Raw genomic sequence first — 15766 nt, forward strand, 5'->3', positions numbered from 1 at the left:
GCCGTGCGCGACCAGCTGGTAGTCGTAGCGAGTTCCCGGTTCCACCGAACGGTCGACGTAGTCGTGCTGGTTCCCGGGGAGCATCCCGTCGCCCAGCGCGCGCAGTTCTCCCGATCCGACCGCGCGCAACAGCTCGAAGCCCGCGAGCCCCTCGTCGGACCACGTCTCCCATTCCAGGTGCACCGCCCCATCTGCCACGCGCGGCTCAAAACTCGTAATCGCCACCGGCACCGGGTTGTCGCTGGGCAGGTACCAGTGTTCCTGGTGCTCCTTGCCATCGATGCCGGTCGACGGATCGTTGTCGAGATCGAACCACAGGCCGTAATATGCCTGCGCCGCGCGCTGCACGTTCGAAAAGTCGCCACGCGGTGTCACCACCAGCGCAAAGCTGAACTGAACGGTCTCCCCCGGGGCGATCGACGCAAACGGACCAACGGCGATGAGCGATCGATAGTCGCGCGGAACCACCGCGTCGCGCTCGATGGTGCCACTGGAGAGAAGTTCATAGCGCTCGAAGTCATTGGTGGGGTCGCCGCCGTCCTCATACGATGCGTTCCCCGAGAAATTCGCGTACATCGATGCGCCAACCTCCGGAGGCGCGTTGGTCCCGGACGGATCGGTGGGGTGATCGAGAACCACGATGCCGCAGTAGCCGGGCGCCTGCCCGCCGTCTCCATCCGCGTCGTACCAGTAGGCGAAGTCGTACAACTGCGTACCGTGCACGCCGTGGTCGACCAGGATGTCGCCCGCGAAGGCGGTGGCGTCGTCCTCCCAGTAGTTCGGTGTGTCGAGGTGGCCCACGTCGCCGTCGGCGAACACGCCGATGTAGGCGTCCTCGACGGTTGCGTTGCCGGTGTTGGTAATCCAGAGGGTGAAACCCACGAAGTCGTCGTAGTCGGGGTGGCTGAACTGGTAACTCTCCTCTCGCACCTCGAGGTGCAGGGGGCGATGCTCGGGGAAGATCGCGATAGCCGCGGGCTCGTCGTCGCGGAAACGCCGGCTCAGCATCTGGTCGGAGATGGCGGCGTAGTCCTCGTCAATCAAGCCGTCGAAATCGTTGTCGAGACCGTCCAGCGGGTCTTCGTCCGTCACGCCGTCGCCATCGTCGTTCGCATTCGCGGCCGGCACGCGTGCGCCACCGGTGGCGCCAAACGCGCTCTCGTAGACAATCTCGACGGGGAGCGGGGACGGCCGGAACTCGGGTGTGAAAGCGGAAGTGGAAACACTGGGGACACCGCCCACCACTCCCCCCACCCACAATCCGCCGAGAAACAGGTATTCGACCCCGGACCCGCCGGGCCACTGGGCGGAGGGGGCGGTGGAAAACGTGCTGCCGGACCCGGGTGCCGAGCCGATGGCCCCCCAGTTGGAGGCATGCACCCACAGGTTGCCCACGTCGTGGACGGGTGAACCATCCAGGATCAGGGTCCGTTGCGGGCCGGGGCCATCCTTGGCTACGTGCATTGGTTCCCGCGCCAACGCGGCCATCGAAAGCGCAAGCAGGACCATCAGTGGAAAAGTCGTCAGAAGGAAACGCCTGAGGTAATTCATGGCAGGCTCCTTAGGTTCGGGCCATCGAGGGACAGGCTGGGGATACCTGCGCCTATCACTGTGTGGGATTGCAATTGTACTCCCATCCTCCGCACCCGTCAAACGCACCACAACCGTTGCGGACCCATGCCATTATTGGGTATCTTGTTGGGGTCCCAACCGATTGAAGCCAAATGAGTATTCACGCCGCCACCGTTGAAGAAACCTACCGCCTCATGGCGCAGAAGCTCTCGCGCGTGGTGCCGGACGTGGAACTGCGCGCCAAGGCCGAGCTCGTCTTCCAGATCAACCAGCTCAAGGAAGAGCGCGGTGCCATCATCCTGGGCCACAACTACATGGAGCCCGCGCTGTACCACACCGTGCCCGACGTGGTGGGTGACTCCCTGGAACTCGCGCGGCGCGCGGCGCAAACCGACCGCGACCCCATCGTGTTCTGCGGCGTTCGCTTCATGGCCGAGACCGCCAAGATCCTCAATCCCGACAAGACCGTTCTGCTGCCGGCGAAGGTGGCGGGCTGCTCGCTGGCGGCCAGCATCACCGCCGAGGACGTGCGCGAACTGCGTCGCCAGTACCCGGGTGTGCCGGTGGTGACGTACGTCAACTGCTACGCGGACGTCAAAGCCGAAACCGACGTGTGCTGCACCTCGAGCAACGCGGCGCGCGTGGTGGAGGCGCTGGGCGCGGACTGCATCATCTTCCTCCCCGACGAGTACCTGGCGCAGAACGTGGCCCGCGAGACGGGCCGCCAGGTGATTTTTCCCACCAAAGAGCCGAAGTCGGCGGAGGCACGCGCGGCCGCGCCGGACAACCTGCACTACCACCTGGTGGGCTGGCACGGCCGCTGCGAGGTGCATGAGAAGTTCACCGTGGATGACATCGTCGCGGTGCGAAAGCAGTTCCCCGACGTGGTGGTGCTGGCGCACCCCGAGTGCAGCGCCGAGGTGGTGGAGGCCTCTGACTTCTCCGGCAGCACGTCGCGCATGATCGACTTCGTCAAGCGCTCCCGGGCGCCGCGCTACCTGTTGCTCACCGAGTGCAGCATGGGCGACAACATCATCGCGGAGAACCCGGACAAGGAAACCCTGCGCCTGTGCAGCGTTCGCTGCCCGCACATGAACGAGATCACCCTGGAGGACACGCTCGCATCACTCCAGGAGAACCGCTACGTCATCGAGGTCCCCGAGGAGATCCGCGTGCGCGCAAGACGCGCGGTCGATCGCATGCTGGAGATCGGCTAGCGCCCATGCGTCGCAAGGCGTCGATTGCGGTCATTGTCATCGTCGCCGTGCTGGCGCTGGTAAAGCTGACGCTGCTGCGTAACCCGGGACAGGGTGGCGCCGCGCGGTCTTCCGGCAACAACGACGCGGCCGGTCCCGCCGTCACCGCGACGGTGGTGGCCAGCGAGCGCCTGGCCGACCGCGTCACCTCGGTGGGCACCATCCTGCCCAACGAAGAGGTCGACATCCGCAGCGAGATTGCGGGGCGTATCGTATCGATCCGCTTCGACGAGGGAACGCGGGTGGAGAAGGGCCAACTGCTGGTGGAGATCAACGACTCCGAGCTGCGCGCGCAACTGGCCCGTGCCGAGTCGCGCCTGGCCATTGCGCGCGACGAGGCCAACCGCCAGAAGCAGCTCTTCGACCAGACCCTCACCAGCGAGCGCGAATACACCAACGCCGTCAACGAGGCCGACGTTGCCTCCGCCGAGGTGGCGCTGATCCGCGCCCAGCTGGCGAAAACCGAGATTCGCGCCCCCTTTGCGGGCGTGCTGGGGCTGCGCGAGGTCAGCGAGGGCAGCTATGTCTCCCCCGCCGCGCTCATCACCACGCTACGCGACGTTTCCACCATGAAGATCGACTTCACCGTGCCGGAACGGTACGCGGGCCGCGTCGCCCCGGGTGATCGCGTGGAGTTCCGCATCCAGGGATCGACGCGCGTCTTCACCGCCAGCGTGTTCGCGCTGGAGGGGGGCATCGACGAGACCACGCGCACCTTGCGCGTGCGTGCCCGCGCACCCAACCCGGACGGAAGCCTGGTGCCCGGCGCCTTCGCCGACGTCACCGTCCCGCTGGTGGAGCGCGAGACGCTCACCATTCCCGCCTACGCGCTGATTCCCCAGCTCAAGGGGCACACCGTCTTCACCTACCGCGGCGGCCGCGCGGAATCGCGCGCCGTCGAGGTCGGGACACGCACCGACGAACGCGTGGAAATCATTGCCGGGCTCGCCCCCGGCGACACCGTGATCACCTCGGCAATCCTGCAGCTCAAGCCGGGCATGCCGGTGCAGTTGTCCAACGTGCACTGACGACGCCGTGAGCCTCTCCACCACCTGCATCCAGCGCCCGGTTCTGACGATCGTCCTCGCCATCACCATCGTCATCTTCGGCGTCATCGGCTTCACCTACCTGGGTGTGCGCGAGTACCCCAACGTGGATCCCGCCGTCATCACGGTGCGCACCGAGTACACCGGCAGCAACGCGGACGTGATTGACTCGCAGATCACGCAGCCGCTCGAAGAGGACATCAGCAGTGTGCCCGGCATCCGCTACATGAGTTCGGTGAGCCGCGAGGGGCGCAGCGACATCACCATCGAGTTCAACCTGAGCGTCGACCTCGAGGCGGCCGCCAACGACGTGCGCGACAAGGTGGCGGGCGCAGTGGGCGGGCTTCCCCCGGACGTCGACCTGCCCCGCGTATCCAAGGCGGACGCCGATGCAACCCCCATCGTGGTGGCGAGTGTCTCCAGCCCCACCCGCGATCTCATGGAGCTGTCCAACATCGCCGAGAAGGTCTTCAAGGAACGGCTGCAGACCATCCCGGGTGTGAGCGAGGTGCGCATCTACGGCGAGAAGCGCTACGCCATGCGCCTGTGGATGGACCCGCTCAAGATGGCCGCGCACGGCGTGACCCCGCTCGACGTGCGCACGGCACTGAACGCCGAGAACGTGGAACTTCCCTCCGGGCGCATCGAAGGAGCCACCGTCGAGCTGCCGGTGCGTACGCTCAGCCGCCTGGAGACACCGGAGCAGTTCAACCGCCTCATCATCCGCGAGAGCGGCGGCAAGCTATTGCGTTTAAGCGACATAGGCGCCGCAGAACTGGGCCCGGAAGAAGAGCGGCGGCTGTCCATGGGACTCACCGGTCCGCGCGTGGCGGTGGCCGTGGTGCCGCAGCCCGGGTCGAATCACATCGCGATCACCGACGAGTTCTATCGCCGCCTGGAACAGTTGCAGCGGGACATCCCCGACGACGTCGTCGTCGGCGTGGCGTGGGACACCACCCGCTACATCCGCAAGTCGATCGCCGAGGTGCGCCAGACCATCCTGGTGGCGTTCGTTCTGGTGGTGATGATCATTTTTCTGTTCCTGCGCGATGTTCGCACCACGCTCATTCCCGTGCTCGCCATTCCCATTTCGTTGATCGGCGTGTTCTTCGTGATGTTCCTGGCCGGTTTCTCCATCAACGTACTCACCCTGCTGGGGCTGGTGCTGGCCATCGGGCTGGTGGTGGACGACGCCATCGTCATGCTGGAGAACATCTACGCCAAGATCGAGGCGGGCATGGACCCCATCGCGGCAGGCTTCAAAGGGTCGCGCGAGGTGTTCTTTGCCATCATCGCCACCACCGTGGCCCTGGTGGCGGTGTTCATGCCCATCGTGTTTCTGCAGGGGCTCACCGGGCGCCTGTTCAAGGAGTTCGGCATCGTGATCGGTGGTGCGGTGGTGATCTCGTCGTTCGTGGCGCTTACCCTCACCCCCATGCTGGCATCGCACATTCTCAAGCCGCACGCAAAGCACAGCCCGTTCTACCGCGCCACCGAGCCGTTCTTCGTGCGCCTCAATGCCGCGTACCGCCGCTCACTGACGGCGTTCATGCGCCGGCGCTGGCTGGGGATCGCCTTCATCCTGGCTTCCGCGGGGCTGATGGTGCTGTTCTTCCAGACACTCCCGCGCGAACTGGCGCCGCTGGAGGACCGCAGCCGCCTGCGCGTCACCGCCACCGGCGCCGAGGGGACGTCGTTCGAACGCATGGCCGCGTACATGGACGACGTGATCGAACTGATTCGCAGCGATGTACCGGAAGCGGACGTGGTGCTCGCGAACACCTCGGGGTTCGCCGGCGGCGCCAACGCGGGCAACGCCACCATCGCGCTGATTCCGCCCGAGCAGCGCGGGCGCTCGCAGCAGGAAATCGCCGATGCGCTCACCTCGTCGCTGCGCAGGCTCAGCGACGCGCGCACCTTCGTCACCCAGGAGCAAACGATAAGTGTGGGCGGCGGTATCGCGCGTTTCGGGCTGCCGGTGCAGTACGTGCTGGAGGCCCCCACCATCGAGAAGCTCAAAGAGGCACTGCCGGTCTTCCAGGAGGAGGCGAGCAACCACCCCGCATTCAGCGTGGTGGACGTGAACCTCAAGTTCAACAAACCCGAGCTGCTGGTAGAGATCGACCGCGAGCGCGCTCGCTCGCTGGGCGTCTCGGTGGCCGACGTGGCGCAGACGCTGCAGCTCGCATTCAGTGGCCAGCGCTACGGGTATTTCATCCGGGACGGCAAACAGTACCAGGTGATCGGCCAGCTGCGGCGCAGCGACCGCGACGAACCGCTCGACCTGGCGTCGGTGTACGTGCGCAGCCGCAACGGCCAACTCATCCAGCTCGACAACGTCATCAACTACTCGGAGTCGTCCAACCCCCCGCAGTTGTTCCGCTACAACCGCTACGTCTCCGCCACGGTCTCGGCCGGGCTCAACCCGGGCTACACGCTGGCCGACGGCATCGCCGCCATGCACGAGATATCAGATAGCGTGCTGGACGAGTCGTTCTCCAGCGATCTGGGCGGTGCCGCGCGCGACTTCTCGGAGAGCTCGTCGAGCCTCCTGTTCGTGTTCATCTTTGCGCTCGTGCTCACCTACCTGGTGCTGGCGGCGCAGTTCGAGAGCTTCCGCGACCCGTTGATGATCATGCTCACGGTGCCACTGGCGGTGGCGGGGGCACTCCTGTCGCTGTGGTACTTCAACCAGACCATCAACATCTTCAGCCAGATCGGCATGATCATGCTCATCGGCCTGGTCAGCAAGAACGGCATCCTGCTGGTGGAGTTCGCCAACCAGCGCAAGAACGCCGGGCTGTCGGTGATGGACGCGGCCGTCGACGCGGCCGCCGCACGCTTCCGCCCCATCCTCATGACCAGCCTCTCCACCATCCTGGGCATCCTGCCGGTGGCGCTGGGTCTGGGCGCGGGCGGCGAGAGCCGCGTGTCGATGGGTGTCGCGGTGGTGGGCGGAATGATCTTCGCCAGCGGCCTCACCCTGTTCGTGATCCCGGTGGTGTACTCCTACCTGTCGAAGGAGAAGGCGGCGGCCCCGCTCAGCGCCGCCGCCGCGCGCGAACTGGAATCGGCCTAGAGGCGCCAGGCAACAATGAAATGCGGATCGCAACGCAAAGGGCGCCCGGGTTGAACCCGGACGCCCTTCGTGCATTGCATTGCGATTCGACGCCCTACTTCAAGAGCGTCATTTTGCGCGACTCGGACTTGCCGCCCGCCGTCAGGCGGCAGAAGTACACGCCGGAGCTCATGGTGTTGCCGCGCGCGTCACGGCCGTCCCAGGTGACATCGTTGGCGCCGGCGGAGCGGACTTCGTCCACCAGCGTGCGCACCAGCGCGCCGTTCGCATCGTAGATCGCGATGGTCACGTGCTCGCGCGCCTCCAGCGTGAACTGGATGGACGTGGTCGGGTTGAACGGGTTGGGAATGTTCTGCGCGAGGCGCGTGGCCACCGGGGTGTCCCCCGCCGCCGTCGGCGCCTTCACCCGGAACACGCCGAGGGCGGTGTTCCAGCGCCCGTCCTCGGCGCCCTGGCTGCCGACACTCGCGTTGCCGCGCGTGCCCGCGTACTCGTTGAACACCCAGAAGTCCGACTCGCCCACCGGGCACAGCGCCAGACCGCTGTAGTCGCCCCAGCGGTTGCGCGGCCCGCTGAAGAAGCGCTTGTAGAAGTCGACCCCGGCGTGCAGCGTGCCGGTTCCGCTCACCGTGCCCGCCGGGTCGCCGGCGAGGCGGGTGGTGTAATACGCACCGGGGTAGATGGCTGCATTGGACGCGGCGAACCCGATGGCCATGTTGAGGTCGCAGTCGACCATCACCGACGGGAAGAACGTGTGTGTCCCCGCGCCGAGGTCCTCGGCACCCACGTTGCCCTGGTCCGCGGTGGTGATCACGGCCGGGTTGACCGTGCTCAGCCGCCACCAGTGCGCCGTGGTCTGTCCGGCATCCGCACCCGCGGGCGGCACCACCACCGCGCACATGTACAGGTTCCGGTCGCGCCACACCGCGTTGAGCGCGCGACGGTCGTTGGTCTCGATGGTGTACGCGCTGCCCAACTGCGGCGCATCCGGCTGGGCGAGGGCGGTGTTGTCCACGTTGCCCACCGAGAACTGGTGGAAGTTGAAGTTCGGCGTGCCGAGCGGATCGGTGACCTGAATGATGTCGAGATACTCGTTCAAGCCGTCGCTCAGCCCGCCATAACTCACCAGGAAGGTGCCCAGCGGGTTGCCATCGAAGCCGTTGCCCGGCGCGCCGAACATGTGCGCGGGCTGCGTGGTCTGCGCGAAGCCCGACTGCCCCACCGCCGCGTACGCGTCGTACAGCGCAAAGGACAGCGCGTTGTTGGGGCCGGAGTAGGCGCCGGTCTTGGGAATGATCCACAGGAGGGACGCGCCGAAGCTGCCGCCCGCGCCCAGGAACGCGAACATGTTGTTGGTGATGTAGATGGCCTTGTCGTCCACCGCCAGTCCCGGGTAGTCCGCCCAGCGGTCGAGGCCGCCGACGTTGACCTTCGAGTCGATGGCGTGGAACCAGAAGCCGTTGTCCGGATTGGAGTCCTTGGAGACCGCCACCAGGATGCGCGACTGGTTGGACGGATTGCCCGACGCCGTGTCCCAGCGTTCCAGCGTGATCACGACGAAGCGCTGCGCGTACTGGTCGTAGATCACCTTGGGGTCGAAGGTGGCCGTTCCCAGCGTCGTACCCGGGCCCGGGTTGGGCGCCGGCGCCGGTAACGCGGAGAAGAAACCCTTCAAGTCGTCGAGAAAGTCGGGCGTGTCGCTCATGGCCGCCTTGCGGCGCCATTCGATGAGGCAGTTGCCGATATTGATCACCTGCGTTGGGCCGGCCGCGCAGTGTGGATCCGGCGGGATGAAGAACGTCCCGTTGTAGGTCCCGTTGGTCACATAGTTGAACCCCTCGACCGCGGGGGCCGAGAGCGGCGGCGCACCGAAGGGCCCCGGGCCGGCCTTGGGGACCAGGGTGGCCGACGGCGGAATGGTGGTCGGGGTGACGTCGCTGACGTGGACACCGGAGCCGGCCGACGGCACCGGGACATCGCTGATGCGGACGGTGGTTGCAAAGGCAGTGCCCACGAGACATCCCGCCGTCAACACGGCGGCTGCAAGGGCGTAGAGCGTTCGGGATTGCATTCCGAATTCCTCCTGATGGGCTGATGGATGCTAGCGCGTACTGGCTATCGGCTGGCGAGGATTTCCGTAATGTTACCACGATTTTGGCTCTCATTGCCACCGCAAGGGGTCAAAAAAAGGGGCGCCCGCGCGATGCGGACGCCCCCTTCTGGATCGTGAAAAGACGATGAACGCTCTACTTCAGCATCACCATCTTCTTGGATTCGGTGTGTGATCCGGCACGCAGGCGGTAGAAGTACACGCCCGAGCCCACGGTGACGCCCGCGTCGTCGCGGCCGTCCCACTGCACGTCATGAGAACCCGAACCGCGGGTCTCGTCCACCAGCGTGCGCACCAGGCGGCCGTTCGCGTCGTAGACGGAAACGGTCACATGCTCGCGCGACGCCAGGGTGAAGTTGATCATGGTGGTCGGGTTGAACGGGTTGGGCGTGTTCTGGCCCAGCGACACCGCCATCTTCGGAACCTTGACTTCCTCGACCGGCGAGAGGAACTCACCGTCGGCGTCCGCGATTCCAATCTGATAGCGATACGTGTTGCCGGCCACGACGCCGCGGTCGGTGTACACGAAGCCGGTGCCATCGGCACCGAAGAGCATGTCGACGAACTCCATCTCGCCGCTTCCCACCGCGCGGTACACGTTGACCGCCTCGACACCGATGTCGGAGCGGAACGTGCTGCGGAGGGTGACCTCGCCGTCGCTATAACGAGCGCTGAACGACGTGATCGCCACGGAGACGACCTGGCACATGGAGAACTCGCCCACCTTGGTGCACCAGCGACCGTCCTCGGTGACACCGCCGACGGTGGTCGGCGTGCCGCGCGTGCACGCGTACTGGTTGAACACCCAGAAGGATGCTTCGGTGGTCGGGCACAGCGACAGGCCGGTGTAGTCGCCCCAGCGGTTGCGGGCCGCCGGGTTGTTGCTGAAGGTGCGAACGTACCAGTCCGTGCCCAACGCGAGCACGGCGGTGTTCTGGATGGTTCCGGGCGCATCACCCAGCGCACGCAGCGCATAGTACGCGCCGCAGTAGATGCTCTGGTTCGAGGCCGCAAAACCGATCGCCATGTTGTCGCAGCGATCCACCATCACCGACGGGAAGAAGGTGTACGTGGCCACGCCGAGATCCTCGGCGCCCACGTCACCCTGGTCCGCAACGGAAAGGGCGCCCAGGTTCATGGTGTTGACCCTCCACCAGTGCGCCGTCTCGAAGCCGGCGTCGATGCCCGCAGGCGGGAGCAGCGTGGCGCACATGTAGAGGTTGTTGTTGCGCCACACCGCATTGAGCGCGCGGCGGTCGTTGGTCTCGATGCGGCGCGCGGTGCCCAGCTGCAGCGCATCGCCGAACGCAGCCGCCGTGTTGTCGATGTTGCCGACGAACAGCTGCTGGAAGCTGAACACCGGTCCCGCGATGGGGGTGTCGACGCGGATGATGTCGATGTACTCGTTGGTCCCGTCGGTGAGACCCGAGTAGCTCACCAGGAACGTGCCCACGTTGGCCGGCTCGGGGCCGTACATGTGCGCGGGCTGCGTGGTGGTGGCCAGACCCGGCTGACCGACCGCCCCGTACGGATCATAGATGGCCGAAACGATGCTGCCGTTGGGGCCGGCATACGTCGCGGGCTTGTCGATGATCCACAGGCGCACGCCGCCGAACGATCCCGCCGCGCTGAACATGTTGGCGCACACGTAGACCGCGTCGTCATCCACCGCAAAGCCGGGATAGTCCGCCCAGCGGGGCAGGCCGCCGATGGTGGTGAGCGAGTTGATCGAGTGCAGCCACCAGCCCGCGTTCGGGTCGTGGGTCTTCGATACGGCGATGAGAATGCGTGAGTCAAGCGCCGGGCTGGTGACGCGCTCCAACGTGACAACGATGAAGCGGTCCCGGTACTGGTCGTAGATCACCTTCGGGTCGAAGGTCTGCGTTCCCAGTCCACCCGGAACGCCGGCGAAGAAGCCGGCCAGGCTGTTCTGGTACTGCAGGATGGCGGGATTGGCCTTGGTGCGCCACTCGATGCCGACGTTCACCACGTTGATCACGTGCTCGAGGCCGGCTGCGGCGTGCGGATCGGGCGGAATGAAGATCGACCCGGTGTAAGGGATGGACGTGTCGAAATTCCAGCAATCGACCGGCGGAAAGAGCAGGCCAGGTGTGAGCATGATTCCGGGGGGAACCTTCTCGGCAACAGGGCCCGTCGCCACCGCTTCCATCGAGCGAAGCGTGGTGTCGTCAATCGACGGCTCGGGTGTTTCGATGGTTACCTTTGCCGACGCGGCCGCGCTGGCAATCACGAAGACGGAGAAAACGAGAAGAGACAATAACCGAGGGTATCGCATGCGCATGTCGCGAACCTCCGCGGTTGGGCGTGCACTACTTGGAGGCCACAGGTTCGGGGCCCCGGGGAGGAATAGACAGCGATTTATACCACAGAAATGACCGTATTTCAAGGGGCAGACCCGCCGCGGGGCCGTCGCCCGTGTGCGGACGCCCTTCACCCGGTCAGAGACAGGAACTCGGTGGCCATCTTCGGGCCCGCCCCCGCGTCCTCGTGCTTGAAGAACACGAAGGCGTTGTTCCACTTCTGCCCCACCACCCACTTCCGCCACTCCTGGAGTTCGGCGGTGGTGTAGTCCGGGCGGCGCAGGCGCAGGTAGCCCCAGTCCGCGGTGCTCACCAGGGGAACCTCCAGGTCGTCCTCGGCATCGGCCAGGCACAAGGCGACGTTGTGTTCACGCAGTAACGAGAAGACGGGTTCCTCGAACCACGTGCTGTGGCGGAACTCGAACGCGACCGGGATCTTGTCGGGCAGCGCTTCCAGGAAGGCGCCCAGACGCTCGAGGTCCTGTTTGAAATTGGGCGGGAGCTGGAAGAACACCACGCCCAGCTTCTCCCCCATCTCCCCCACCGCGTCCATCAGGTAGTCGGTCTCCTCCCCGGCGTTCTTCAGGCGCTTCATGTGGGAGATCTTCTGCGAGGCCTTCACGGCAAAGCGGAAATTGGCCGGCACCTGTTCCGCCCAGGTGGCGAGCTGCTCGCGTTTGGGAAGCCGGTAGAAGGTGTTGTTGATCTCCACCGACGGGAGTTTGCTGCCGTAGAAGGCGAGCATCTCGTCGTTGGGCATCTTCTCGGGGTAGAAATACCCCTTCCATTCCTTGTACGAATATCCGCTGGTTCCGGCGTAGAGGTTCATGGCGGCTCCTTCTATAATGTCATTATGGCCCGTTCCTCCCAGGTTGTTCAAGTCGGCAAGCGCAAGATCGAGCTGTCGAACCTGAAGAAGGTGCTCTGGCCCGAGGACGGCGTCCTCAAGGCCGAGCTCATTCAATACTACCTCACCATCGCGCCCACCATCCTGGCGCACATCCAGGGGCGGCCGCTCTCACTGGTGCGCTTCCCCGACGGGATTCACGGCGAGACCTTCTTTCAGAAGAACCTCCCGGACTGGACCCCGGACTGGATCGAGAGCGCGGACATCGGCGACGCGAAGAAATCCATCCGTTACTTCGTGCCCACCGAGGCGGCGTCGCTGGTGTGGCTGGCCAACCTGGCGTGCATCGAGATGCACCAGATGCACTGCCGTGTGAAGAGCCGCGACAACCCGGACTACTTCGTGTTCGACATCGACCCGCCGGACGGCACGCCGTGGGAGCTGATTGCAGACACCGGGCTCAAACTGCGCGAGGTGATCGAAGCGCACGGCTACCACACGTTTGTGAAAACGACGGGGCGCAAAGGACTGCATGTGGTGTCGCCCATCGAACCGAAGTGGGACTTCGATACAGTGTTCGCCGCCACGCAAGCCATCGCGAAGCCGTTCGTGGCGGCGAATGCAAAGACGTGCACGCTGCGCATCCAGAAGAATCAGCGCGACGACAAGATCTTGATCGACATTTACCGCAACCGCCCGTCGCAGACCATCGTGAGCGCGTACAGCGTGCGCGGGTTGCCCGGCGCCACGGTGTCGATGCCGCTGCGCTGGGAGCAGCTGCACGAGATCGAAGGCATCCGCGCGTTTCACATCCGCAATGTTCCCGACATTGTGAAACGCGAGGGCGACGTGTGGGAAGGCATGAACGCGTATGCCGTGGAGCTGCATACCTCCCGCGCCGCGGCCTCGCCGCGGCGTTCGCTCCCGAAGTCCGGGAAGTACAAGACGCCCGACCAGCTCGAGACGTACGCAAAGAAGCGCGCCTTCGGCAAGACACCGGAACCGGCTCCGGGCGAACTCGACGAGGGCGTGAATCGCTTCGTCGTGCACCGCCACCACGCCTCGCGGCTGCACTACGACCTGCGGCTCGAAATGGACGGCGTGCTGCGCTCCTACGCCGTCCCCAAGGGACTCCCGCCGCGCCCCGGCATCAAGCGCCTCGCCGTGCAGACCGAGGACCATCCCATCGAGTACCTCACCTTCGAGGGGACCATCCCGAAGGGCGAGTACGGCGGCGGCGACATGTGGGTGTACGCGTCGGGCCGCTACGAAATTACGAAGCAGAAGAAAGACTCGATGTACGTGCGTCTCTCCAGCCGCGGGCTCAGCGGCGAGTACCGCATCATCCCGACGCGCAACAAGGAGAACATCCTGGAACGAGTGGACGCGCCGCAGACCGACTGGCTCAGCGAGCCCGTCGAACCCATGCTGGCGGAGTTGTCGAAGGAGGTCCCCACGCGCGGCGAGTGGATCTACGAGGTCAAGTGGGACGGGATCCGCGCCATGGTGTCGCTGGACGAAGGCGTGGTGCGCATTCTCTCACGGAATATGAATGATATTACCGCTGCATTCCCCGAGCTGGCGGACGCGTCGTCGTTTGCGGCAACCTGCGGGCTGTTCGACTGCGAGATCGTGTGCCTCGACCCGTCGGGGCGGCCGATCTTTCGCGACGTCATCAACCGCATGCGCCAGCGCGGCGACGCCGCCGAGCGCGGGCGCAGGAAGCACCCGGCCGTGTGTTATGTGTTCGATTGCCTGTACCTCGACGGCCGCCCGCTGGTGAATGAGCCCATCGAACGGCGGCGCGAGTGGATGGCCGACGCCATCAAGCGGGAATCGTCGTACCGCGTGAGCCAGACGGTGGAGGACGGCGAGGCGCTGTTCAAGGCCGCCGGCGAGATGGGCCTCGAGGGCATCATGGCCAAGAAGGCGGGAAGTGTCTACACGCCCGGCCGCCGCAACGACGCCTGGCTCAAGATCAAGACGCGCAACACGCTGGATTGCGTGGTCATCGGCTACACGGCGGGCAAGGGCGACCGCGCCGCGACGTTCGGCGCGCTGCACATCGCCGAGCCGCGCGACGGTGCGTGGCACTACCTGGGCAAGGTGGGCACGGGCTTCGATGACAAGACGCTGGATCTGGTTCTCAAAGCGCTCAAGAAGATCCCGGAAGGTAAACGTCCCATTGAACAGAAGCCGGCCGATGACAAGGAAACCACCTGGCTCGAACCGGTCATGTGGTGCGAAGTGGCCTACGGCACCATCACGCCCAACGAAACGCTGCGCGAACCGGTGTTCGTGCGCCTGCGCCCGGATCGCGGGGAGGCGTGAGCGGCCACTACCGCAGCGGCAGTAATCACTTTTTTCACAAGCCATCGGGCAAGCGGCGACACCGCAGCGCCCGCCGGCAGGATGTTTGATCTCCTGCCGACCTCCCTGCCGACACGGTCGCTACCCCGGTATCGCCACCGCCCGGGCGTTCGCCTTCTGTTCGCGCTCCAAGCGTCGCGCCCTTCGCCGGATCGGATCGTTCTTCTCGAGAAACGCGTCCATGGTCATCGTGAACACCTGCTCCAACGATCGATTCGTGCCGAGACGATGCCACGCCAGCGCCTTGATACGATCGAGAGCCGACATGAACTCGGCGCCGGCGGTGAAGGACAGTCGGGTGCGCATTTCAGTTTCCAGAGGTGTGACCGCCGCGGCTGAGTTTCCCTCAACAGACGCGACCGGCCGGTCGGCCGGAACGGCGGGCAGGACCGGCGTGGCCGGTCCTGCTTTACTGCCGCTGCGGCAGTAATCACTATTTTCACAAGCCGAGCCCACGCCCGCGCGAGCGGACGCCTCGCCGGCTACTTCTTGAACCAGTCGCAACTCTCCAGCCGGCCCCGGCGAACGCACTTCCCGCCGCACCCCCAGCGGCCGAATGACATCACGCGGCGCCGCGCGCGGCTCACGCCGCGCGAGGATCGCCTTCACCTCCGCAAGCGAACACCCGCGAATGTTCGCGAGCAGCTCGTCCTTGTTCTCCCAGGTGAGCACCCGTGCGACGTGGGCGAGCGTCGACAGGTTGAGGTCGTTCGATTCCAGCATTGCGCGTACTTCCGGAAACCTCACCATGCAACGCATCGACTGGATGCGCCGCCACGCCGCCGACTCCGAGTACCCCAGGCCACGCGTGCAGTAGTCGAACATGGAGGAATGACCCAGCGCCAAATGCAGTTTGCGCCGCTCGATTTCAGCCAGGTGATCGAGGACGCGCAATGTCATTGCGCGCTCGCGGCGGACAAGATGTTTGATACGGGCGAGAATGACTTCGTCAGATAATGATCGTAGCAACATAAGACTCCTCCTTCGTCGTCGTCATGGCACCACCCGCTGCACCCCGGGAGGAGTTTCACCTCCATCATAGCAATGTTCACGAGATCATCAACATGCAATGTGTCGCACGCGCATGCATTGTTGTCATATTGAAACGCGCACACGTGTGCGATACAGGACTGACATGAATGCGCGGCTCATGGCGCGCCACGCA

9 protein-coding genes are annotated in these 15766 nt (G+C 65.2%); 4 read left to right on the forward strand and 5 right to left on the reverse strand.

Annotated elements, in window-relative coordinates; translation table 11 throughout:
• On the reverse strand, positions 1-1551 hold a 1551-nt coding region (locus OEX18_08955), incomplete at its 3' end, for a hypothetical protein (protein MDH4337384.1).
• A 173-nt stretch (positions 1552-1724) separates the two neighbouring features.
• Here OEX18_08955 and nadA point away from each other — a divergent pair.
• The 3 genes from nadA to OEX18_08970 are packed head-to-tail and all read left to right on the forward strand — an operon-like array spanning position 1725 to position 6953.
• Positions 1725-2789: a quinolinate synthase NadA gene (gene nadA / locus OEX18_08960; GenBank protein MDH4337385.1), complete on the forward strand. Its 1065-nt coding sequence runs from the start codon at positions 1725-1727 to the stop codon at positions 2787-2789.
• 5 nt (positions 2790-2794) lie between these two features.
• Positions 2795-3856 carry an efflux RND transporter periplasmic adaptor subunit gene (locus OEX18_08965; GenBank protein MDH4337386.1) on the forward strand — a complete coding sequence of 354 codons (1062 nt, stop codon included), beginning with the start codon at positions 2795-2797 and terminating at the stop codon, positions 3854-3856.
• A gap of 7 nt (positions 3857-3863) precedes the next feature.
• Positions 3864-6953 carry an efflux RND transporter permease subunit gene (locus tag OEX18_08970; protein MDH4337387.1) on the forward strand — a complete coding sequence of 1030 codons (3090 nt, stop codon included), beginning with the start codon at positions 3864-3866 and terminating at the stop codon, positions 6951-6953.
• A 94-nt stretch (positions 6954-7047) separates the two neighbouring features.
• Here OEX18_08970 and OEX18_08975 read toward each other — a convergent pair whose 3' ends face one another.
• The 3 genes from OEX18_08975 to OEX18_08985 all read right to left on the reverse strand — a co-directional run bounded on the left by OEX18_08975 (position 7048) and on the right by OEX18_08985 (position 12213).
• On the reverse strand, positions 7048-9024 hold the full coding sequence (locus tag OEX18_08975) for a T9SS type A sorting domain-containing protein (GenBank protein ID MDH4337388.1): 1977 nt from the start codon (positions 9022-9024) through the stop codon (positions 7048-7050).
• Between the two features lie 175 nt (positions 9025-9199).
• Positions 9200-11341 carry a T9SS type A sorting domain-containing protein gene (locus tag OEX18_08980; protein MDH4337389.1) on the reverse strand — a complete coding sequence of 714 codons (2142 nt, stop codon included), beginning with the start codon at positions 11339-11341 and terminating at the stop codon, positions 9200-9202.
• Between the two features lie 173 nt (positions 11342-11514).
• Positions 11515-12213, reverse strand: a complete 699-nt coding sequence (locus OEX18_08985) for a DUF72 domain-containing protein (GenBank protein MDH4337390.1) — start codon at positions 12211-12213, stop codon at positions 11515-11517.
• Positions 12214-12237: 24 nt separating this feature from the next.
• On the opposite strand from OEX18_08985, the gene ligD reads away from it, so the two are divergent.
• Entirely contained in the window at positions 12238-14562 is a 2325-nt protein-coding gene (gene ligD / locus OEX18_08990) for a non-homologous end-joining DNA ligase (protein MDH4337391.1), read from the forward strand.
• 120 nt (positions 14563-14682) lie between these two features.
• Here ligD and OEX18_08995 read toward each other — a convergent pair whose 3' ends face one another.
• Positions 14683-15573 carry a hypothetical protein gene (locus OEX18_08995; protein MDH4337392.1) on the reverse strand — a complete coding sequence of 297 codons (891 nt, stop codon included), beginning with the start codon at positions 15571-15573 and terminating at the stop codon, positions 14683-14685.
• Between the last annotated feature and the right edge of the window lie 193 nt (positions 15574-15766).

The organism is Candidatus Krumholzibacteriia bacterium (assembly GCA_029865265.1).
Taxonomy (GTDB): domain Bacteria; phylum Krumholzibacteriota; class Krumholzibacteriia; order WVZY01; family JAKEHA01; genus JAKEHA01.